Source organism: Pseudomonas sp. MPB23, from assembly GCF_046605395.1.
Lineage (GTDB): Bacteria > Pseudomonadota > Gammaproteobacteria > Pseudomonadales > Pseudomonadaceae > Aquipseudomonas.
In genome coordinates, this window is the sequence record NZ_CP176771.1 from 3,554,275 (window position 1) to 3,576,251 (window position 21,977).

General features: G+C 62.9%; 19 protein-coding genes and 1 pseudogene. 15 read left to right on the forward strand and 5 right to left on the reverse strand.

Annotated elements, in window-relative coordinates; all coding sequences use genetic code 11:
- Nucleotides 1-9 precede the first annotated feature (9 nt).
- Nucleotides 10-627 carry an isochorismate family cysteine hydrolase YcaC gene (gene ycaC, locus ACLH0J_RS16305; RefSeq protein ID WP_411388105.1) on the forward strand — a complete coding sequence of 206 codons (618 nt, stop codon included), beginning with the start codon at nucleotides 10-12 and terminating at the stop codon, nucleotides 625-627.
- A 166-nt stretch (nucleotides 628-793) separates the two neighbouring features.
- Entirely contained in the window at nucleotides 794-1,675 is an 882-nt protein-coding gene (locus tag ACLH0J_RS16310) for a LysR family transcriptional regulator (RefSeq protein ID WP_411388106.1), read from the forward strand.
- Here ACLH0J_RS16310 and ACLH0J_RS16315 read toward each other — a convergent pair.
- Nucleotides 1,662-2,699: an AraC family transcriptional regulator ligand-binding domain-containing protein gene (locus ACLH0J_RS16315; protein WP_411388107.1), complete on the reverse strand. Its 1,038-nt coding sequence runs from the start codon at nucleotides 2,697-2,699 to the stop codon at nucleotides 1,662-1,664. The genes ACLH0J_RS16310 and ACLH0J_RS16315 overlap by 14 nt on opposite strands.
- Before the next feature lies 1 nt (nucleotide 2,700).
- On the reverse strand, nucleotides 2,701-3,615 hold the full coding sequence (locus ACLH0J_RS16320; protein ID WP_411388108.1) for a GGDEF domain-containing protein: 915 nt from the start codon (nucleotides 3,613-3,615) through the stop codon (nucleotides 2,701-2,703).
- Nucleotides 3,616-3,997: 382 nt separating this feature from the next.
- Here ACLH0J_RS16320 and ACLH0J_RS16325 point away from each other — a divergent pair, with 382 nt between their 5' ends.
- The 5 genes from ACLH0J_RS16325 (at nucleotide 3,998) to ACLH0J_RS16345 (ending at nucleotide 10,438) form a co-directional block, all read left to right on the forward strand.
- Nucleotides 3,998-6,511, forward strand: coding sequence for a TonB-dependent receptor (locus tag ACLH0J_RS16325; RefSeq protein ID WP_411388109.1), 2,514 nt, complete (start codon nucleotides 3,998-4,000; stop codon nucleotides 6,509-6,511).
- Nucleotides 6,512-6,607: 96 nt separating this feature from the next.
- Nucleotides 6,608-8,473 (forward strand): phytase, encoded by a 1,866-nt coding sequence (locus ACLH0J_RS16330; RefSeq protein ID WP_411388110.1) that lies wholly within the window; start codon nucleotides 6,608-6,610, stop codon nucleotides 8,471-8,473.
- Between the two features lie 47 nt (nucleotides 8,474-8,520).
- Nucleotides 8,521-9,213 (forward strand): protein TolQ, encoded by a 693-nt coding sequence (tolQ, locus tag ACLH0J_RS16335; protein WP_411388111.1) that lies wholly within the window; start codon nucleotides 8,521-8,523, stop codon nucleotides 9,211-9,213.
- A gap of 14 nt (nucleotides 9,214-9,227) precedes the next feature.
- On the forward strand, nucleotides 9,228-9,674 hold the full coding sequence (tolR, locus tag ACLH0J_RS16340) for a protein TolR (RefSeq protein WP_411388112.1): 447 nt from the start codon (nucleotides 9,228-9,230) through the stop codon (nucleotides 9,672-9,674).
- The gene (locus ACLH0J_RS16345; protein WP_411388113.1) at nucleotides 9,671-10,438 is read left to right on the forward strand and encodes a TonB family protein; all 768 of its coding nucleotides are present in this window, start codon (nucleotides 9,671-9,673) and stop codon (nucleotides 10,436-10,438) included. The genes tolR and ACLH0J_RS16345 overlap by 4 nt, the downstream gene beginning before the upstream one ends.
- Nucleotides 10,439-10,623: 185 nt before the next feature.
- Here the strand turns inward: ACLH0J_RS16345 and ACLH0J_RS16350 are convergent, their stop codons facing one another.
- Complete coding sequence (locus ACLH0J_RS16350) at nucleotides 10,624-12,249, reverse strand: methyl-accepting chemotaxis protein (protein ID WP_411388114.1); 1,626 nt, start codon at nucleotides 12,247-12,249, stop codon at nucleotides 10,624-10,626.
- A gap of 155 nt (nucleotides 12,250-12,404) precedes the next feature.
- Nucleotides 12,405-12,661 (reverse strand): annotated as a pseudogene (locus ACLH0J_RS16355) (rhodanese-related sulfurtransferase); the annotation flags it as partial.
- A 97-nt stretch (nucleotides 12,662-12,758) separates the two neighbouring features.
- On the opposite strand from ACLH0J_RS16355, the gene ACLH0J_RS16360 reads away from it, so the two are divergent.
- Together ACLH0J_RS16360 and ACLH0J_RS16365 are read left to right on the forward strand one after the other, a co-directional pair.
- Nucleotides 12,759-13,664: a LysR family transcriptional regulator gene (locus tag ACLH0J_RS16360; protein ID WP_411388115.1), complete on the forward strand. Its 906-nt coding sequence runs from the start codon at nucleotides 12,759-12,761 to the stop codon at nucleotides 13,662-13,664.
- A gap of 189 nt (nucleotides 13,665-13,853) precedes the next feature.
- Entirely contained in the window at nucleotides 13,854-14,477 is a 624-nt protein-coding gene (locus tag ACLH0J_RS16365) for a hypothetical protein (RefSeq protein WP_411388116.1), read from the forward strand.
- A gap of 59 nt (nucleotides 14,478-14,536) precedes the next feature.
- Here the strand turns inward: ACLH0J_RS16365 and ACLH0J_RS16370 are convergent, their stop codons facing one another.
- Nucleotides 14,537-14,845, reverse strand: coding sequence for a phosphomannomutase (locus ACLH0J_RS16370; protein WP_275970382.1), 309 nt, complete (start codon nucleotides 14,843-14,845; stop codon nucleotides 14,537-14,539).
- A 230-nt stretch (nucleotides 14,846-15,075) separates the two neighbouring features.
- On the opposite strand from ACLH0J_RS16370, the gene ACLH0J_RS16375 reads away from it, so the two are divergent.
- Genes ACLH0J_RS16375 through ACLH0J_RS16400 form a run of 6 tightly spaced genes read left to right on the forward strand, consistent with a single transcriptional unit; the run spans nucleotide 15,076 to nucleotide 21,977 of the window.
- Entirely contained in the window at nucleotides 15,076-15,516 is a 441-nt protein-coding gene (locus ACLH0J_RS16375; RefSeq protein WP_411388117.1) for a low molecular weight protein-tyrosine-phosphatase, read from the forward strand.
- Between the two features lie 41 nt (nucleotides 15,517-15,557).
- On the forward strand, nucleotides 15,558-17,777 hold the full coding sequence (locus tag ACLH0J_RS16380) for a polysaccharide biosynthesis tyrosine autokinase (RefSeq protein WP_411388118.1): 2,220 nt from the start codon (nucleotides 15,558-15,560) through the stop codon (nucleotides 17,775-17,777).
- A 24-nt stretch (nucleotides 17,778-17,801) separates the two neighbouring features.
- The gene (locus ACLH0J_RS16385) at nucleotides 17,802-19,097 is read left to right on the forward strand and encodes a lipopolysaccharide biosynthesis protein (protein WP_411388119.1); all 1,296 of its coding nucleotides are present in this window, start codon (nucleotides 17,802-17,804) and stop codon (nucleotides 19,095-19,097) included.
- The gene (locus ACLH0J_RS16390) at nucleotides 19,094-20,269 is read left to right on the forward strand and encodes an O-antigen ligase family protein (RefSeq protein ID WP_411388120.1); all 1,176 of its coding nucleotides are present in this window, start codon (nucleotides 19,094-19,096) and stop codon (nucleotides 20,267-20,269) included. The genes ACLH0J_RS16385 and ACLH0J_RS16390 overlap by 4 nt, the downstream gene beginning before the upstream one ends.
- Nucleotides 20,266-21,429 carry a polysaccharide pyruvyl transferase family protein gene (locus ACLH0J_RS16395; RefSeq protein WP_411388121.1) on the forward strand — a complete coding sequence of 388 codons (1,164 nt, stop codon included), beginning with the start codon at nucleotides 20,266-20,268 and terminating at the stop codon, nucleotides 21,427-21,429. The genes ACLH0J_RS16390 and ACLH0J_RS16395 overlap by 4 nt, the downstream gene beginning before the upstream one ends.
- Complete coding sequence (locus ACLH0J_RS16400; protein ID WP_411388122.1) at nucleotides 21,426-21,977, forward strand: putative colanic acid biosynthesis acetyltransferase; 552 nt, start codon at nucleotides 21,426-21,428, stop codon at nucleotides 21,975-21,977. Before ACLH0J_RS16395 ends, ACLH0J_RS16400 begins: the two co-directional genes overlap by 4 nt.

The window sequence follows — 21,977 nt, forward strand, 5'->3', positions numbered from 1 at the left end:
AGTTAACCCATGACTTACAAGCGCTTGAACAAAGATGACGCCGTGGTGCTGTTGGTGGACCACCAGACTGGCCTGATCTCCCTGGTGCAGGATTTCTCCCCCAACGAATTCAAGAACAACGTATTGGCCCTGGCCGACGTAGCGAAGTTTTTCAACCTGCCGACCATCCTCACCACCAGCTTCGAAAGCGGCCCCAACGGCCCGCTGGTGCCGGAGCTCAAGGAACTGTTCCCGGACGCGCCGTACATCCCGCGCCCTGGCCAGATCAACGCCTGGGACAACGCAGATTTCGTCAAGGCGGTAAAGGCCACCGGCCGCAAGCAGATCATCATTGCCGGCGTGGTGACGGATGTGTGCGTAGCGTTCCCGACCCTGTGCGCCCTCGACGAAGGCTTTGAGGTGTTCGTGGTCACCGACGCTTCCGGCACCTTCAACGAAACCGTGCAACAGGCGGCCTGGGCGCGTATGACTGCGGCCGGCGCGCAACTGGTCAACTGGTTCTCCGTGGCCTGCGAGCTGCAAGTCGACTGGCGCAACGACATGGAAGGCCTGGCCAACCTGCTGTCGCCGCGCATTCCCAACTACCGCAACCTGATGAACAGCTACTCGGCCTTTACTGCCAAGTAACGCCGGTAATCCCTTGTGGGAGGGGGCTTGCTCCCGATAGCGGTGTGACAGTCACAGCCTCTGTGTCTGAACCATCGCCATCGGGAGCAAGCCCCCTCCCACATTTGATTTGTGGTGTCGCGACCATCCGGTTATAAGACTCCAAACTGTCCACCGAGAAGCGACAATGAACCCCTTCGAAGACATGCGCCTGTTCTGCCAGGTCATGGAATCCGGCAGCTTCACCGCCGCCGCCGAGCAACTGGGGCTGTCCAAGCAATTCGTCAGCCGCCGCCTGATCCAACTCGAAGACCGCCTGGGCGTGCGTCTGCTCAACCGCTCCACCCGCCGCCTGGACATCACCCCCCTGGGCCAGAGTTACTACGAATCCGCCTTGCGCCTGCTCGGTGAAGTCGAGCAAGTGGAGCAGGGCATCGCCGGCCAGAACAGCGAACCGCGCGGCACTCTGCGCCTGAGTGCGCCGTTGTCGTTCGCCATGGCCCACCTGGGCTGCCTGCTGCCGCTGTTCTTGCAGCGCCATCCGCAGGTATCGGTGGAAGTCGACCTCAGCGACCGCCCTGTGGACCTGATCGGCGAAGGCTACGACCTGGTGCTGCGGATCGGCACCCTGGAAGATTCCACCTTGATCGCGCGCCGCATCGCCAGCATCCCGCGGGTGTATTGCGCCAGCCCCGACTACCTGGCGCGGCGCGGCGCGCCGTTGCTGCCCGATGACCTTGCCGCCCACGATTGCCTGCCCTACGGCCATGGCCGCCAGGTGCAATGGCGCTTCAAGGGCAAGGTGCAGGCGCTGAGTGTCAGCGGGCGCATGCGCGTCAACAACGGCGAGCTGCTGCGCGACACGGCCATCGCCGGGCTGGGCATCACTTACCTGCCGACCTTTATCGTCGGCGACGCGTTGAAGGACGGTCGCCTGGTAAGCATCCTCGACGACTTCGCCCCTGACCCCCTGACCCTGTCGGCGGTGTATCCCCAGCATCGGCAAAGCTCACGACCGGTGCAGGCGCTGGTGGACTTTTTGCGCGAGCGCCTGGCTAGCGGCTGTTGAACAGCTGGCGGATCAGGTTGGGCGTACTGCCGGTCCAGCGCTTGAACGAGCGTCGGAAGTTCGCCGCATCGTTGAAGTTCAGGTACGCCGCCACCTCGTCATTGCTGTAGCCCTTGACCTGGTACAGGTGCAGCGCCACCTGCTTGCGGACCCGGTCCACCTGCTGTTGAAAACCGGTGTCGTGCTTGTGCAGCTTGCGCTTGAGGGTCGCCGGGCTCATGGCGAAGGCCTGCGCGGCCTGTTCCAGGCTCGGCGGCTGGCGCACCTGATCGTGCAGGTACTCGTACAGGCAGTCGAGAAAGCTCGCGGCAAAGCCTAGCTGTTCGATCTGCTCGCGGGCTTGCCGACGTGCGACCTGGCCAGCGGTGGCCGACGCGCCGGGCCAGGCGTCGGTGAGGTAGTGGCGCGGGATGCACATCATGTCCAGCGGACGCTCGAAGCGCGTGGTTTCCCCCAGGTGCACCCAATACTGTTCGACGTAACGCGGCTCGGCGTGGCTGAAACTGCACACCCACGGCAGGCGCTGGCCTCCGAGCCATTGGCTCATGGCAACCAGCGAGGTCATGCTGGCTTCGAGCAGGAATCGCCAGTGCTCGCCGGCGCCGCAGCTGTCCAGCCAATACAGGTAGGCGTGGTGCTCATCCAGCTCCAGTTGCAGGGTGACCAACGGGCTGAGCAGCACCTGTTGCTGGATCAGGATCTCCAGCGCCTGGTGCAAGTTCTGCGCATGGCCCAGGGCGTGGCTGGCCGCGCCGTAATAGCCGGGCAGCAGGCGTTGGCCAAAGAGGAAGCTGCTGTCGTCGGCGTCCAGGAGCTTGCGGCTGTTGCCGATCAGACCGAGGAACTGCTGCGGGCTCAGGCATGCGTGACCGGCCAGAATGTCCTCATGAAACAGCCCGGTGCCGCGCAGCAGGCGATGGCTGTCGATGTCGCGGGACAAGGCCAGGTCGATCAGCGTGGCGGGTTGGTAATGCCCGGGAATGAAGCGGCTGTCGCTTTCATACCAACTGGTTTTGACGGCCATCTCAGGCACTTTTCGCCAGCGGTTGCTTGGCCCTGGCCAGCGCCAGGTTCAGGCGCTTGAGCAAATCCTGGGGCGGTTCGTCCAGGGCCATCACCACCGCCGTGGTCGCCGCCAGTTGCAGGCGCTCGCCCTGCAGGCGGGTCTTGTGGGCCAGGCTGCGCACCGCGTGCTGCAACTCCAGCGCCAGCTCCCGGGCCTGGCGTTCGCCGGTGTTGGGCAGCAGCACCACAAAGCGGTCGCCGGCCAGGCGGCAGAGCAAGTCCTGGCGGCGCAGGTTGAGCAGCAGCAAATGGCTGAGGGCCTGCAACACCGCGTCGCCCTCGGCATGCCCATAGGCCTGGTTGATGGCGGCGAAGTGGTCCAGGTCCAGGGCCAGCAGCGACAGCGGTTGCTGCTGGTCGCGGCTGTCCTGCAGGCTGTCGGCCAACTGGCGCTTGAGGTAATCGGCACCGGCCAGGGGCGTGAGCTTGTCGAACAGCCGATGCTCGCGAAACAGCCGCTCGCGCTTTTCCATCTGCGCACTGATCGCCAGTTGTTCGCGGTGCCAGTGGTAGATGCCGATGGTCAGCAGAATCATGCCCACCGGCATCGGCCCGGACTCCAGCCAGTGGTCCCAGGTGATGCTGGCGGGCAGGCGGATAAATTCGTCGAGGCTGTCGATCCACCAGGAAAAGAAGATGCACGACAGGCCCAGCGCCAGGTAGTTGGTGACGCGTCCGGCGGGGCGGCTTTTCAGCACCAGGGCCAACCACACCAGGGCGAGCAGGGCCGAGCCGCCTTCGCCGACGATGTCCAGCCACACCCATTCGCTGACGCTTTTGAGTTCGCCGCAGGCCAGGTGCAGGATCAGCCCGAGATTGGCCGCGAGTAGCAACAGGGCGAGTTTCCAGCGGTGGGGTTTGAGCACGGAAAACATGGCCGCGAGTCCTTGGGCGAATGAGCGATGGGCGCCAGCACAGCAGATGGATGTGACGGTTGGATGACGGCGGGGGAGGGTCGGATCAGCTCATCTCAAACACACCAACGATCAAAAAAAAGTGGGAGGGGGCTTGCTCCCGATAGCGGAGCATCAGTGAAAAAACGGCTGGCCGATCCATCGCGATCGGGAGCAAGCCCCCTTCCACATCAGATCGGTTGAGGTCATTTCAGCTCATTCCACCCCCGGAACCCGCTCAAACCCCCGGTTTTCGTGGCTTTGCGCCGATCCCTGTCACAGAACCGTCATCCCCCCACCCTAGCGTGCCCTCCCAGTTGCCGGGCCCTTTGCCTGGCGCCAACGGACTCTTGGGGAGGATTTCATGTACAAGCGCACCGGGCTCGTCAGCTTCACGCTTACCGCCTTGGCCCTGGCGATGATCAGCGAGCGGCTCTATGCGGCCGACGCGGCCACCACTGAACATGTCGATGTGGTCGGCCAGGCGGCCGCCATCGACCAGGCACTCAAGGAACAACGCAGTGCCGACAGCATCAAGAGCGTGGTGCATGCCGACGGCGTGGCCCAGTTGCCGGATGAAAACGTCGCCGAAGCGGCGCAGCGCCTGCCGGGTATCAGCGTCGAGCGCGACCAGGGAGAAGGGCGCTTTGTCAGCGTGCGTGGCCTGGGCCCGGACCTCAACAGCGTGACCATCAACGGCACCATGGTGCCCGCCCCGGAAAGCGAACGCCGTGCCGTGGCCCTCGATGTGCTGCCCTCGGAACTGGTGCAGTCGCTGTCGGTGATCAAGACCCTGACCCCGGACATGGACGCCAACTCCCTGGGCGGCACCGTCGATGTGCAGAGCCTGTCGGCGTTCGATCACAAAGGCCTGTTCTACACCGGCAGCACCGAAGCCAGCTATGACAAGAACACCCAGCAGACCAGCCCCAAATTCTCCGGCGCCGCCAGTGACCGTTTCAGCCTCGGCGACGGCATCGATAACTTCGGCGTGGCGGCCGCGCTGAGCTGGCAGAAGCGCGACTTCGGCTCGGATAACGTCGAAACCGGCGGCGCCTGGGACTTCACCGGCGGCGCCAAGCTCAGCGAGTTCGAACAGCGCGACTACGACATCAGCCGCGAGCGCGCCGGCGGCGGCCTGAACTTCGACTACAAGCCCGATGACCTCAGCAGCTACTACCTGCGCACCCTCTACAGCCGCTACACCGACACCGAAACCCGTAACTCCACCAGCCTCGAATTCGCCGATCCCCAGGCCGCTGGCGAGCTGGGCGACGCTGAAGCCAAGCGCAAGCTGAAGAACCGCGAAGAAACCCAGAAAATCCAGTCCTACGTGTTCGGCGGCGAACGCATGCTTGGCCTGTGGACCCTCAGCGGCCAGGCCGGCTACAGCCAGTCCAGCGAAGACAGCCCGGCGCATATCGCCAGCGCCACCTTCGACGGCGGCGATTTCGCCAACAGTGGCTTCTACGACTCGGACAAGCCTCGCCCGATCATCGGCAGCGGCTTCTACGACGCCAGCAACTTCACCCTCGACAAAGTCGACTGGGAAAAACAGAACACCCAGGACACTGAGAAAAACCTGCGCCTGGACCTGGCCCGCGACTACGACCTGAGCGGCTACGCGTCCCAGCTCAAGTTCGGCGGCAAGGTCAGCCGGCGCCACAAAGACAACGACCTGGAAGCCTGGGTCTACAAAGACTTCGACACCCTGGGCTTTACCGCCGACCAACTCAACCTCACCCAGTTCCAGAAAGGCAGCGTCGATTACCGTCTCGGCAACTACGGCCCGGGCATCAGCGCCAGCAGCATCAAGCAATTGATCGGCAGCCTCAACGCGGCGGATTTCTATGACGAGACCGAATCGCGGGTCAACGACTTCACCATTCGCGAAGACATCAACGCCGGCTACCTGATGAACACCGTCGATATCGACGACTGGCGCTTTATCGCCGGCCTGCGCTACGAGGGCACCGAGTTCGAAGCCAAGGGCACCGGCGCCACCGATGGCGTGTTCACCCCCACCGAGACCAAGCGCCGCTATCACCACTGGCTGCCGGGCCTGCATGCACGCTACAAGATCGACAAGAACACCCAGGTGCGCGCGGCCTGGACCAAATCCGTGGTGCGCCCGACCTTCGGCCAACTGGCGCCGGGGTTTGTCATCGACGATGACGAAGCCACCTTCGGCAACCCGGACCTCAAGCCTCTGGAGTCGAGCAACCTGGACCTGGGCATCGAACACTTCATGGGCCGCGCCGGGACCGTGTCGGCGTTTGTGTTCTACAAGGACATCAAGAATTTCGTCTACAACACTGACCTGGCCGGCACCGGCGCCTGGACCAACTTCGCCGAAGCCCACACCTACGCCAATGGCGACAGCGCCAAGCTCTACGGCCTGGAACTGGCCTACTCACAGAAATTCGACTGGCTGCCCGCACCCTGGAACGGCTTGCTGATTGGTGCCAACTCCACCTTCAGCCGCTCCAGCGCGGACATCGAAGGCTTCGACAGCACCAGCGGTCGCAACCGCAAACGCAACATCAGCCTGCCAAACCAGTCGGACACCGTCGGCAACCTGATGCTCGGCTGGGAAAACGACAAGCTCAGCCTGCGCCTGTCGGCCAACTACAAGTCGGCCTACCTCTACGAACTGGCCTCGATCAACGACAAGGCCCACGACCTGCACGTCGATGCGCAGACCTTCGTCGACTTCAGCGCGCGCTACTCACTGACCAAGAACCTGCAAGTGAGCTTCGAGGCGCAGAACCTCACCGACGAGTCGTACTTCGTCTACACCGGCAACCGCAGCTACAACGGCCAGTACGAAGAGTACGGCCCCACCTACAAAGTCGGCCTGACCTTCACCCATTTTTGAATTCAACACATGCCAAATGTGGGAGGGAGCAAGTCGAGTCGTCGCGCCGCCCCTCCCACATTGGATTTCTATTGCTTCCGAAGGATTTGTTTGTTCATGAGAATTTCCAAGCTGTATCTGCTGATCGCCCTGGTCACCAGCGGCAATACGTTCGCCGCCGACCTGGCGCTGACCCCGTGGGCACCCAGCCTGAAGGCCGAAGCCGTGGCCTTCCTGCCCAACGCCACCGAGCGCGTGGCCGCCAGCACCCGCGACGGCCTGCAACTGCTCGACAGCAAGGGCGCCGAGCTGGCGCGTTTCAAGGGTAACTTCAGCAGCCTCGACACCCGCGCCACAGGTACCCAGGTGCTGGTCGCCAGCCTCGATAACCATCGCCAGCAGGCCGTGTTGATCAACCTCGATGCCGCCGCCAGGACCTTTGGTAAACCGCTGTACCTGCCGACCCGCGACTTCCCGGTGAACGGTCTGTGCCTGTACCGCGATGGGGCGGCCAAACTGTTTGTGTTTCTGGTGGGCGAGGAGGGCAAGGGCGAGCAGTGGTTGGTGGGCAACGGCTCGACGCTGCTCACCGAACCCCAGCGCGTACGTGGTTTGCCGCTGCCGCCGTCGGCGCAGTTCTGCCAGGTGGACGAGGCCACCCAGCAGTTGCTGGTGAATGAAGAGAATGTCGGCTGGTGGGCCTACCCGGCGCACCCGGAGGCCGAGGCGAAACGCACGCCGGTGGCGCTGTTCGACGATCCCAAGCGCCAGGCCGGGGCCATGGCGTTGATGCCGGGGGGCATGGTCGCGCTGGACCCGAAGACCGCGCAACTGCACCTGTTCCAGCACACCGGCGAGCGTTGGCGGGAGCAGTCGAGCCTGACCCTGCCGGGCGTGAAGGAGGCGGAGCAACTGAGCCTCAACGGTCAACAGTTGCTGGTACGCGACGATGACAGCGGCACGTTCTACCAGGGCACGCTCGGTTGGCAGGCCAAACCGGTGGCGGCCGAAGCGGTGCTGCCGGAAGTCGCTGCACTGCGCCAGAGCGATCCGGTCGGGCGCCAGGGCGATGCGGCGGATGACCCGGCGATCTGGATTCACCCCGAGCAACCGGCCAAAAGCCGCGTGCTCGGCACCAACAAGAAACAGGGCCTGTTGGCCTATGACCTCGACGGCAAGCTGCTGCAGGAATTGGCGGTGGGGCGCCTGAACAACGTCGACGTACGCCCTGGCTTCAAGCTCGGCCAGCGCACCGTCGACCTGGCCGTGGCGAGCAATCGCGATCACAACAGCCTGAGCCTGTTCAGCATCGACCGCCAGAGCGGCGAACTGCGCGAAGCCGGTGAAGTGCCGACGCCCCTCAAGGAAATCTATGGCATCTGCCTGTTCCAGCCCGCCAGCGGCGAGCTCTACGCCATCGCCAATGGCAAGGACGGCACCTTCCTGCAATACCGCCTCAGTGCGCCGGATGGCCGTGTGCAGGGCGAGCTGGTGCGCCAGTTCAAGGTCGACAGCCAGCCCGAAGGCTGCGTGGCCGACGACCAGCGCCAGCGCCTGTTCATCGGCGAGGAAGACGTCGGCGTGTGGGCGGTGGATGCCCGCGCCGACCAACCGGCGACGCTGACCAGCGTGATCAAGGTCGGCCCGCAATTGCATGCGGATGTCGAGGGCCTGGCGTTGTACCAGAGCGATAAACATGACTACCTGGTGATCTCCAGCCAAGGCAATGACAGCTACCTGGTGGTGGATGCCGAACCGCCGTTTGCCGTGCACGGCGGCTTTCGCGTCGGCTTGAACGCCGCTGCAGGCATCGACGGCGCCTCGGAAACCGATGGCCTGGAAGTCACCGCCATCAACCTCGGCGGGCCATGGAGCCAAGGCATGCTGGTGGTGCAGGACGGGCGCAAGCGCATGCCCGAGCAGACCCAGAACTTCAAGTTCGTGCCCTGGGCCGAGGTCACCCGCGCATTGAAATTGCCGTGAACCGTCATCAACCGGTCATCACTTTTTAATCGAATGGGAGATTCACCATGCACGCGACGATGGAACATATGACGATCTGGGGTTTGATCAGCGACGCCAGCCTGTTGGTCAAGGCGGTAATGGTCACGTTGCTGCTGGCGTCCTTGCTCAGTTGGTATCTGATCATCCAGCGCGGCAGCGTGTTGCGGCGCCTGGAACGGCAGATGAACGATTTTGTGCCGCGCTTTCGCGCGACGCCGGATGTGCAGGCGCTGTACCGCGACGCCGTGCAGGCGGGCGAGGGCGGCATTGCGCCGATCTTTATCGCCGGGGTCCAGGAATACCAGCACCTGCACAGCCATGATCCGGCGGTGCTCGAAGGTGTGGAGCGCGCCCTGCAAGTGGCGATCACCGAGCAGGAAGTCGAGCTGGAAAAGGGCTTGCAATTTCTCGCGACCGTGGGGTCGGTGAGCCCCTACATCGGCCTGTTCGGTACGGTGTGGGGCATCATGAATTCGTTCCTCGGCCTGTCCCAGGTGCAGCAGGCCACGCTGTCCACGGTGGCGCCGGGCATTGCCGAAGCGCTGATCGCCACGGCCATCGGCCTGTTCGCTGCGATTCCGGCGGTGATTGCCTATAACCGCTTCGCGTCGCGCAGCCAGACCTTGCTCACTCGCTACTATGCCTTTGGCAACGAACTGCAAGTACGCCTGCACCGCACCCTGCGCGGTACGCCGATCAACCTGGCTGCCGCCGCCTGAACAGGAGCACTCCGATGTTAGTGAGGCCGCAACGCAAGCACGGGCCCAAGGCCGAAATGAACGTGGTGCCCTATATCGACGTGATGCTGGTGCTGCTGGTGATCTTCATGGTCACCGCGCCGATGCTGACCCAGGGCGTGAAGGTCGAACTGCCCAAGGTCGCCGCCGAAGCGCTGGCCACCGATACCCGCCAGCAGATTCTCACGTTGTCGGTGAAGGCCGACGGCGGCTACTTCTGGAACCTCGGCGCCGAACTCGATACCCAGCACCAGACCGACAGCGCCGTGACCCTGGAGGAAATGGGCGCCAAGGTCATGCAGGTGGTGGCGGCGCGCAGCGACACCCAGGTGTATATCCGCGCCGACGACAGCGCCGGTTATGGCCGTGTGGTGGCGGCCATGGCGGTGCTGCAGAAAGGCGGTGTCAGCAACCTGGGGCTGGTGACCGAGGCCCCGCAATGACGGCGATGAGCATGCACAATCCGATGCTGGCGATGGCGCCCCGGCAGACGTCCAGGGTGTGGAGAAACAGCCTCGCCGCCAGCCTGGCGGTGGCCCTGCACGTGGGCGTGGGGGCGCTGCTGATGCTGGGCTGGTCGACGGAAACACCGCCGGTGGAGGCGCCGCGGGTGATGCATACCCAACTGGTGATGTTGCCGGCGGCACCGCTACTCGCACCGGTTCCTGAACCGGTAGCGGTTACGCCGCCAGCGCCGGAGCCTGTGGCGGTGCCGGCATCGCTGAAACCCACGGTGGACCCGCAGGTCCAGGCGCAGAAACTGGAGAAAGCCGCCCTGGCGCGCAAGCGGGTCGAAGAGCAGAAGGTCGAACAGCAACAACAGCGCCTGGCCACCGAACAGCGCAACCGCGAGCTGGAGCAACAACGGCTGAACCAGGAACGCCTGGCCGCCGCCACGGCTCGCGCCGCCGCACCCGCACCCGCGCCGGCCTTCGACAGCCGCCAATACCAACCCTTGAGCAAGGAAGCCCCGGACTACCCCGAGCGCGCCCTGGACAAGCAGATCGAAGGCGACTGCTCGGTCGAATACACCGTCAACACCCAGGGCCGCGTGGAAAACCCCAAGGTGCTGGAGGGCTGTCATCCGTTGTTTATCCGGCCGTCACTGGCGGCGGCGACTACCTTCCGCTACCAGCCAAGGATCGTCGAGGGCAAGGCGGTCGCGGTGCCGGCGGTGCGCAACACCTTCCACTACCGCATCAAATGAGATGTGCCAGCCTACACCGGGCCCATGTGGGGGCTTGCTCCCGATCGCGTCAACGCCATGTACCGGCCTGAAAAATCGCCGGTTGGCCCTGGCGCGCGCGCGATGTTCAGCGGGCCCTTCACCGAGAAAAACTCGCCTTTGTGGTTCAGCGCATCTCGCGCGCCACCCCCAACAAACCCACAGGATCAGGTGCGAAAGCGTCCCACCAGCCCGCTCAGTTCGGCCGCCAGCCGCGACAGGGCATGGCTGGCGGCGTTGGTCTGCAAGGCGCCCGCCGCGGATTGCGCCGACAGGTCGCGGATCGCCACCAGGTTGCTGTCCACCTCACGGGCGACCTGGGCCTGCTCTTCGGCGGCACTGGCAATCACCAGGTTGCGCTCATTGATCTGGCCGATGGCCGCGAAGATATCTTCCAGCACGACGCCTGACGCCTGGGTGATCTCCAGGGTGTTGCGCGCCCGCGCCGTGCTGCTGCGCATCGAGTCCACCGCCTGTTCGGCCGTGCTCTGCACGCTCGCAATCATCTGTTCGATCTCGCGGGTCGATTGCTGGGTGCGGTAGGCGAGGGTGCGCACCTCGTCGGCCACCACCGCGAACCCGCGTCCGGCTTCACCCGCGCGGGCGGCTTCGATGGCTGCGTTGAGGGCCAGCAGGTTGGTCTGCTCCGAGACGGCGCGGATCACGTCCAGCACCTTGCCGATGTTGCGCACCTCATCGGCGAGGTGCTGGATCTGTTCGGCGCTGCCTTGAATCTCGGCGGTCATCGATTGCGTACCGTCGATGTTCTCGCGCACCTGCTGGCGGCTTTTTTCCGACAGCGTATTGGAGGCGGTGGCCGCCTGTGAGGTCGACACCGCGTTGCGCGCCACCTCTTCGACCGCACTGGTCATCTGGTTGACGGCGGTCGCGGCCTGTTCCAGTTGCATGTCCTGCTGCTGCAAGCCACGGTTGCTTTCTTCGGTCACGGCATTGAGTTCTTCGGCGGCCGAGGCCAACTGCGTGGCTGAGTCGCCGATCTGGATCAGCGTTTCGCGCTGGCTCGCTTGCATGCGTTGGAGTTCAACGAACAACTCGCCGATTTCATTGCGGCCGGGCGCGACGACCTCATGGGTCAAGTCGCCGCCGGCAATGCGCTTGAAGTGCTCGCCGGCCACGCGCAAGGGCCGCAGGACGGCGCCCGAGATGAAGAGCCAGCAGGCGACGGCGAGCGCCAGGGTCAGCAGGATCAAGGCGATGGCCAGGGTTTGCGCAGCCTGTAGCCGCGCCGCCGCCTGCGTGTTGATCGCCTGGGTCCGCGCATCCAGTGCGCCGACCAGTTTGACGCGAATTTCCTGAAGCTTGGTCATGCCGTTGCCTGCGGCGATATTCACGTGAAAATACGCATCGGCGGAGCGCGCACGCGTGGCGGCGCGCTGGCCGACGACGGCCGCGCCGTATTCGGCGAACGCCTGCTTGAGATCGTCGGCGAGGGCCATTAACTGCGGGTCACGCAAGTCGGTGGTCGAGGCATTGACCTTGGCGATGGCTTCACTCCAGATCGCCTCGCTGCGCACCAGCCGGGCTTCAGCGTCATCGGCACGTCCGCCGACTGTTTCGATAAACGCCGAGGACACGTTGGCGCTGGTACGGATTGCCAGCAGCAACGCGTTGTTGATGCCGTCGATTTGTCGCGCGGTGCGCCCCAACTCGTCGATCTGGTCGTGACTGAGCACCGCCGACCGCCAACCGTTGAGGGTCGAAAACAGCAGCGCAACGACGAACAGCAGCAGCACCCCGATCATGCCGGTGCGAACTTTCAGATGGGCGAACATGGACGTACTCCGTGGACCACAGGATTAACAATGTTCGAACTATCCGCATTCACTTCCGGAACTTGAATGGCCGAAGTGGAAACCCGTTCGATTATCGAACCCAGAGTTCAACGGTGTGGGTACACGCGCTGATTGGGCGCCGCGACGCAGTCATTTCAGATCACATAGAAACCGTGGGTGCCGTCGCGGGCCAGTTGCTCGACCAGGCCGAATTCCCAATCCAGTTAGGCCTGCATGGCTTCCTTGGGGTTGTCGGTGCCTTCGTATGGGCGGCTGGCACGTTGGCCGGGGCCTCGGTCAATTGCGCGCGCAGGACCCACCAGGCGCCGGGGATATGGCGTTTGACATAGTTGGCGCTGGCGGTGAAATCCGGCACCACGGTGTCGCCATGGGCCAGCCACTCGGCGAGGGTGTGTGCGGCAATCAAACACCGGGCGGGCTATCCAGCCAACTGTCCTGCAACTATGCTTCGCACACATCTTAATGACTGTTCTCTATGTGCGGCCCAAATGAAAATTGACGATATCGATGCCTTTGTCGAAGTGATTCGTTGCCAGTCCATCAGCCATGCCGCCGAGTCGTTGCACCTGACCCAGCCAGCCATTACCCGTCGCGTGCAGAACTTCGAGCAGGCGCTGGGGGTGGCGCTGTTCGACCGCAATACCAAACCCCTCAAACCTACGCTGATCGGCACCCGCGTCTATGAGCAGTGCCGGCTGATCCTGCGTGAAATGGACGCCCTGCGCGAACTGGTGGCCACCGACGCCCCGCCCACCGGCGTGTTGCGCCTGGGCGTGCCGCAGACCATCGGCGACGTGGTGCTGCTCGATGCGCTCAAGCACCTGCGCAGCGAATACCCCGACCTGCGCGCCCAGGTCGCCACCGGCTGGGGCAGCCAACTGGTGGGCAAGATCGAACGCGGCGAGCTGGACGCGGCGGCGGCGCTGTTTCCGGCGGGCAAAATCTTCCCGGACAACGTCATCGGCGAATCCATCGGCAAGATGGAACTGGTGGTGGTCTGCGCCAAGGCCCAGTTGCCGAAGAAGCCGTGCAAGCTGGCCGATATCTACCCGCACGGCTGGATCCTGAACCCGGACGGCTGCGGCTTTCGCGCAGGTTTGCAGCGCACGCTATCGGATCAGGGCCTGGCCTTGCGGGTCAACCTGGAAACCTTCGGCACCGAGCTGCAACTGGGCCTGGTGGCGGACGGCCTGGGCCTGGGCCTGGTACCGCGACCCTTGCTCGAACGCAGCGCCCATCGTGAGCAACTGGCGGTGATGCCGCTCAAGGACTTCAAGCCGGTGATGGATTTATGGCTGATCTACCCGCACTTCCTCGGCAACCTGCAAGGGCCGGTGGATGCGTTCGGCCAATGGGTGGCGGCGGCCCTGGACAAAATCCGCAACGCGGCCTGACCCAGCGCCCTGTAAAATGCCGATTGGTTCCAATCTGATTATTAAAAAAATGAATGATTATTTTATTAATTGATTAGAAATGGGCATTTTATAGCTGGAGGCAGGTCAAGCCTGACCTTTTATAACGTTGTAATTACCCAAGGCCTACGGTCTGATGGGCGCCGAAACGGACACGTCAACGGTTGGGGAATGATGCGCGCAGAACTTGCACAGTATGGCGGGATTACCGTGATGATTCCGGCCGCTATCATCATTGCCGTCTGGTTGAGATATTCCAATCCCTGGGCACTTCGGGCCTGGGTTGTAACGGTCGGTCTAACTTATTCGATTGTTGCGTTGAGTAAGTTGTTGTTCAAAGGCTGGGGCTTGGCGTTTCAACATATGGACATCGCGGTACTCAGTGGCCATGCGATGAATACCTGCTTGATGCTCACCGTGGGATTGAGTCTGGTGGCGCGCCAATTCAATCCGGCCTGGCGCTGGCCGGCGGCGCTGGCGGGCGCAGCACTCGGTGGCGTGTTCAGCGCCTATTGCGTCGCGCCTTATATCCACCCGCTCAATGAGGCCCTGGCCGGTGCAGCCCTGGGGACGGTCGCGGCCCTCGGTTTTCTGTGGCGGATCGACCCCGCCGAGGTCAAGGTTTCCCCTGCGTTCATCGGCGCCGGCCTGGTTGCGCTGCTGGCCTGTTGCCTCGTGCCCAAGTTCAACGCCGAGAGGCTGCTCGACCGCATCGCGGTGAGCCTTTCAGGTGCAGAACTGGCCCATCAGGAGCCTTTTTGGCGGCTGGGCGCGGCACGCAGAAAGACCGAGTGAACACCCGATCCAGAGGCAGCGTTCTCACCGCCTGGCGCGTCGCACATACCCCAACCGACTCATGGCCGCTCCTCGGTGCCGGAGATATTCGCCAGCAGTTCAGCGGTCTTGACCTGCATGAACTGGCTGTCACCGCGACTCTCCACACACAGGCATACCGACAGCGCATCGCTGACCTGCAACTTGAAGCGCCAATCGGCGAAGACCATGGACAGGCCGGAGCAGGACTCGTCGCTGTCCAGGGAGTTGTCGGCATATAACACGTGCATGCGCTCGACGACGCGCGTCGAGTTATTCACCTCGATGTGAATATTTCCCGAAGAAGGAAATAGGCCAATACGCTCTACCAATAACTTTGAAGTATTCATGGCCGTGCCTTAGTTGTTGCATTCGGTTGGCACTTTATTATGCGAGGGTGAAAAAGTAATGGAATGTTATTTTTAGTCGGTTAATGCCGTATTTGTTATTTTTTGTCTTGCGCGATAGATGGTCGATGTTTATCGGCTGTGGTCATAATTGCTCGGTCATTAGTTGCCAGTTATTAAATAAGGTCGTCCCTTTTGCCGAAGAATAAGTGTGCGGTGCGTGGGAGGTTACCTTGTTCAAAAAGATATTGATTGTGTGCATCGGCAATGTCTGTCGCAGCCCCACTGCGCAACAGGTGCTGGGCGCCGCGCTGGCGCCGTCGGCGATCCAGGTGAGTTCGGCGGGCCTGGCGGCCTTGCGTGACCATCCGCTGGAGCCGACGGCCGAGCAGGTGCTGCTGGAGCGCGGGTATGTGCCGTCGGCACACAAAGCGCGGCAACTCAGCGCCGAGGCGGTGAGCGAGGCCGACCTGATCCTGGTAATGGAACAGCACCATATCGACGGTGTGCTCAAGCTTGCCCCCGAGGCGCGCGGCAAGGTGTTCCTGTTGGGTAAGTGGCAGCACGACCGCGAGATCACCGACCCCTATCGCCAGGGCAAACCCGCCTTCGTGCAGGCCTATGTCTTGATCGAACAGGCTGCGCAGGCCTGGGCACAGCGCTTGGCGCGCTGAGGCTCTCTTTTTTAATGATTGCAAGGACGAAGACGCGATTTATGTATTCACCCCAGAACGCTTCCTCTGACAACGCCCACCGTGACGAGATCGACGTGCTCGCCATGCTCGGTACTCTGATCGATCATAAATGGCTGATCGCAGGGATAACCGGTACCTGCATGCTGCTCGGCGCGACCTACGCGATCCTGGCGGCGCCGGTGTTCCAGGCGAACGCGTTGATCCAAGTGGAGCCGAAGAAGAACGACATGCTCGGCTTCTCGGACGTCAGCAGCCTGCTGGGCAAAGAATCGCCGGCGGTGACCGAGATTGAGTTGATCAAATCGCGCACCATCATCGGCAAGACCGTTGATACCCTGGCGTTGGATATCGTCATCACGCCCCAGCATTTCCCCTTGGTCGGTGGCTTTCTTGCCCGGCGTTATGTGCCTGAAATGCCGGGTGATGTCGCGCCGCCGCTACTGGGGTTCAGCCGTTACTCGGCGGGAGGTGAGCGTCTGGCGCTGAGCACGTTGAACCTGCCCGCCGCACTGCTCGGCACCACCCTGGTGCTGATCGCCGGCGAAGACCAGGCCTATACGTTATTGGATGAAGATGGTCGACAGATCGCCGCCGGCCGCGTCGGCGAACCGTTTTCCGCCGAAGGCGTCGAGGTGTTCGTCACAGAGCTGCGGGCCAACCCGGGCGCGCGTTTCAAGATTGTGCGCAAGCCGCGCCTGGATACGGTGGCGGACTACCAGGACCTGCTCACGGTGGTCGAACGCGGTAAGGAATCGGGGATCATCAGCCTGTCCCTGGAGAGCACTCGTCCGGCCCTGGCGGTGCGCACTCTCAATGAAATTTCCAAACTGTATGTGAAGCAGAACGTCGACCGCACGTCGGCCGAGGCCGCTCAGAGCCTGTCATTCCTCAACGATCAGTTGCCTCAGGTACGACGCGATCTGGAGAAAGCCGAAAACGCCCTTAACCGCTTCCAGACCCGCAGCAAATCCATTGATATCAGCCTGGAAGCCAAGGCTGTACTCGACCAAGTGGTAGCCCTGGACACCGGTATCTCCGAACTCAAGCTGCAACAGGCCGAGATGGACCGCAAGTTCACTCGCCAACACCCGGCGTACCGGGCATTGCTGGCCAAGCTCGATGAACTCAACGCCAAGCAGGCGCAAATGACCAAGCGGGTCGAAGGCTTGCCCAGCACCCAGCAGGAATTGCTCAGCCTGACCCGCGACGTACAGGTAGGCACCGAGATCTACACCCAACTGCTCAACCGCTCCCAGGAACTCGATGTGATGCGCGCCGGCACCGTGGGCAACGTGCGCCTGATCGACAACGCCGACGTCAACCTCAGCAAACCGGTAGCGCCGCGCAAGGCCATTGTGGTGCTGTTGGCGATGCTGCTCGGCGGAATGCTCTCGGTCGGCCTGGTACTGGTGCGCAGCTTGCTCAATCGTGGCCTGGAAAGCCCGGATGAGATCGAGAAGCTCGGCCTGCCAGTGTACGCATCGATTCCCTTCAGTCAGTTGCAAAAAGCCGAGGAAACCAACGCTGCGAAAAACCGTTCGACAGTGCCCTCATTGCTGGCCATCAACCATCCCCATGACCTGGTGATGGAGGCCATGCGCAGCCTGCGCACCAGCCTGCACTTCGCGATGCTCGAGGCGAAGAACAACCGCCTGATGATCACCGGTCCAAGTCCTGAGGTGGGCAAGACGTTTGTCTCGGCCAACCTGGCGGCGATCGTCGCGCAGTCAGGTCAGCGCGTGCTGCTGATCGATGCAGACATGCGCAAGGGCTACCTGCACAAAATGCTCGGCAAAGCCGTGGAGACCGGGTTGTCCGACCTGCTGGCCAAGCGCTGCGATTTGCAGGAAGCGATTCACCCGACGGCGGTCGAGCGCTTCGATTTCATCGGCCGTGGGGAGATCCCGCCCAACCCGTCGGAACTGCTGATGCACCCCAACTTCTCGGCGTTGCTCGACGAAGTCAGCGAGCGCTACGACCTGGTGATCATCGACACGCCGCCGCTGCTGGCGGTGACGGACGCGGCGATCGTCGGGCGCCAGGCGGGTACCAGCCTGATGGTCACGCGGTTCGGTGTGAATTCGGCGAAGGAAATCGAGCTGACCCTGCGCCGCTTTCATCAGAACGGTATCGAACTCAAGGGCGCGATCTTCAATGGCGTGGAAAAACGCCGTTCCGCCAGCTATGGCTATGGCGACTACGGCTATTACAGCTACGCCTATAAATCCGACAAGGCCTGATGCCCCATGGACAAGGTGCTTGAAATGCCTCGTTCGTTGGCGCGTCGTTTTCGCCTCAACGTGCTCAGCTACGGTTACACCCAACTGGTGACGCTGGCGGCGCAACTGGTGCTGGTGCCGTTCTTTTTGCATGCCTGGGGCACGGGGCGCTATGCCGACTGGCTGGTGCTCACCGGGATCCCGTCGATGCTCAGCCTGCTCGACCTGGGCGTTGCCCAGGCATCGGCCACCAGTGCCACCTTGCGCGCCAGCCAGGGCGATGTGCCCGGTGCGCGACGCAGCGTGCAGACTGCATTGGCCTTTACCCTGGCGGTGGTCGTGTTGGTGCTGGTGTTCGCCTTGACCCTGGGCCAGTGGCTCGACTGGGTGGCACTGCTCAAGTTAAAGACCCTGACATCCGAGCAGGCCAGTCTGGTGGTGCTGTTCATGTCCGGTTACCTGTGCACCCGGTTGCTGGGTGGGCCGATCGACGCGTGGTTTCGCACCATCGACAGGACCGTCGGCGGGGTCTTTATCATGGCCAACCGCAGGACCCTGGATATTCTGCTGTCCATCGGCGTGCTGCTGCTTGGCGGTTCGGAACTGCAATTGGCCCAGGGCATGTTTTTCAGCCAGATGCTGTTTCTGGTACTGGTGACCTTGTTTGTGCGGCGTATTTCACCGTGGCCGCTGCTAGGGCTGGCGTCGGCGTCCTGGGCCGAGTTTCGCGGTATCTGGAAGCCGGCGGTGGGCAGCGCGGCGATTCCGCTGGCGCAAGCGATCACCCTGCAGGGCGGCCTGCAAGTGCTCAACCAGATCGCCGGCCCGGCGGTGGTGGTCGGCTACACCATGGCCCGTACGCTGATGCGCCTGATCATCCAGTTGGGCATCACCTGCAGCAACGCGCTCACGCCCGAGATTTCACGGCTGGCCGGGCGCGGCGAGTTCGAGCAGGCGCGACGCTTCACCCAGCGCGCCAGCTCCCTGGTGCTGGGCCTGTGCGTGTTGGTGTATGCCGCCGGGATCTGGGCCGGGCCGCAGATCATCCTGTTGTGGAGCCATGGGCTGGTGCAGGTCGATCGCCTGTCGCTGGCACTGATCGGCTCCCATACGATCTTGAACGTGGCCTGGTTCATCCTCGCGGCGATGCTGATTTCCACCAATCGTCACACCCGCACCTCGGTGATCTACGCGTTGAGCAGTGTGGCGGCCTTGCTGCTGTGGCTGGCGTGCAAGGAGCGCATTGATCCGCTGTTGGGCGCGTCGCTGTTGCTGTCACTGCCGGAGTTGGTGGTGTTGGTGTACCTGCGGGTGATTCGCGTCGGCGAGGTGGGCCCATGATGCTGTCCCAGGCGCGCCTTACCCTCTACTTGCCGCTGATGTTTTTCGCCTTGCCCATGGCGCTGAGCAACAACTTGTCGCAGCCATTGGCGTTGCTGCTGTTGATGCCGTTCGTGGTGTATGCGGCGCGCGGCTTCACCCGAGCGTCGGCGTTGCTGGCTCTGGTGGTGGTGTCCAGCGTATTGCAGGTGCTGGTATCCAGCGGCGCGAAAATCTCGCTGTACCAGTTTCTGCGTTCGGGCATTCCGTTTTTGTATTTTGTGCTGCTGCTGGCCGGGTACAGCTATGTGTCGGCCAATGTGGAAAAAATCGCCCGGGCCCATAGCTTCAACTATCGGCGCATCATCGAGCGGGCCATCTACATCTTCGCCCTCGGCCAGTTGCTGCAGGTCAGCCTGTACGGGGTGGGGATCGACCTGACCAACGCGGCGTCCAAGTCCAGCGACGAAGTGGGACGGATCATGCTGTTTCCCACCAGTTCGGCGGTGCTGCTGTTTTTCTATGCCTGTTGCCAACGCAAGATCGGCCTGATGCTGATCCTGGCGGTCACGCTGCTCGCGGCGGGCTCCAAGACCATCCTTGCGGCAATGGCGGTGATGATCCTGTTGTCGGCCATTACCCAACGCAAGCTCAAGTCCCTCGCGGTGCTGGTGGTGGCCATCGGCGCCTTGGGCACGCTGACGTTCTATGCCAGCCCCCTGGCGGTCTCGCGCTTTGCCACTTACCTGTTCGAGGAGAAGGGTGAGGACGTGACCCGTGCCTTCGAGATCGCTCATGCCAAGGAGTCGTTTCTCGATAACCCGGCCACGGTGTTTCTCGGCAATGGCCTGGCCAAGCAATTGACCCCCGGCGTGCCGACCAATGACGAGCGCTGGTTCGAGAATTCCAAGTTCGATATCGAGAACGGCTACTGGGGCGTGACGGCCAAGCTGGGGGTGGTCGGCGTGGCGCTGTTTGGCCTGCTGTTCAGCACCTTGCCACGCAACCCGGTGTCGCTGGCGGTGGTGGCGATTTTGCTGATCTTCTCGTTCAAGACCAGCTACCAGTTCTTCACCACCTTCGATGGCAGCTATTTGCTGGTGTGGTCGGTGTTTATCGGCCTGCTCAACAAGACAGCGCCCGCACGCCAGACCGTTTCCCCAAATTACTTATTAAAACAGGCTGGATCATGAGCGCATCGGCACGCCCCGTCAGGGCCGGGATACTGACCTACCATTTCAGCGAGAACTTCGGCGCGGTGCTGCAAGCCTATGCCTTGCAGCGCTGGCTGCAGCAGCAAGGCTTGCAGGTGAGCCTGATCAATTACCACCCGGCCTACGTCGAGGACGGCAGTGAGATTCGGCAATTGTTCAACCCGCGCCAGCTCAAGGCCAATCTCAAGGCGCTGTACCTCAAGGCCCTGACGTTGAAAACCCGGGTGCTGGGGCCGAATGCCCAGTCGCGGCAGTTCCAGGCGTTCAAGGCGCGGTTCCTGAATATCCAGGAACCGCGGTACGCCCACGCCGACCAGCTCAACCAGGCCGTCGCCGGCCAGCAGTTGCTGGTGGCGGGCAGTGACCAGATCTGGAACCCCTCGGGCCAGACCGGGCTGGACCCGGCGTACTTCCTGGCTTTCGATTGCGACAAGGCGACTCGACGCATCTCCTATGCCGCCAGTTTCGGCAAGGAATACCTGGAGCCCGAATACCACGCCGAAGCCGAAGGCCTGCTCAAGCAGCTGTCGGCGATCAGTGTGCGCGAAGAGAGCGGGGTGGCCATCGTGCAGCAGGTCGCGGGGCTCGCCGCCCAGTGCGTGCCTGATCCGACGCTGTTGCACCGCGACTATTCGGCGCTGCTCGCCACGGCCACCCAGACCCGCACCGGCCATGTGTTCTGCTACGCGTTGCGCACCGCTGTGGGGGTGCGCGATGTGGCTCAGGCGCTGTCGCGGCACGTGGCCGGGCCGATTGTCTCGCCGTACAACGCGCACCGACGCTGGCGGCAGATCGGCGAGACCGTGCAGGTCGGGCCCCAGGACTGGCTCAAGCTGCTCAAGGAGAGCGCCTACGTGGTAACCAACTCTTTCCATGCCACGGTGTTCGCGATCATTTTCGAAAAGCCGTTTATCTCTGTGGGCCTGCCGGGCAACAAAGCGTCGCTGAACGCTCGGGTGCGCAACCTGCTGGAGAAGCTGGAACTGTCGCAACGCTTCCTGCCGGCGGATGACGCCGACCAGGTGCAGAGGCTGATCGCAGCGCCCATCGACTGGGTGGCGGTCCGGGCCCGGCGTCAGGCGCTGCAGCAGGTGGGCGAACGCTATCTGTTGGAACAACTGGCAGCGCTGCGACCATGAACGACTTCGCACAACTTAAATATGTCGACACCTTGCCCCGCCGCGACAAGGCGCGACGCCTGTTATGGGGCATCGTCTACCAACTGCTGTTTCGTCCCACGCCACGCTGGATGTTGCATGGCTGGCGGCGTGGGCTGCTGCGTTGCTTTGGCGCCAAGGTCGGCGTGGGCTGTCGGATTGCGCCCACATGCAGTATCTGGGCGCCGTGGAACCTGGAAATCGGCGACTACACCGCTATCGCCGATGGGGTGGATGTGTACGCCATGGCCAAGATCACCCTGGGCTCCAAAGTCGCCATCAGCCAACGCAGCTTCCTGTGCACCGGCACCCACGACACCCGCAGTCTGCTGCGGCCCCTGGTGACCCGCGAGATCGTAATCAAGGACCACGTGTGGGTGGCCGCCGAGGCGTTTATCCATCCCGGGTGCTTGCTGGAGGAGGGCTGTGTGGTCGGGGCGCGTTCGGTGGTCACATCGAACCTGCCGGCCTGGACGATTTGCATCGGTGCGCCGTGCCGCCCCCTCAAACCAAGAGACATCGCACTATGA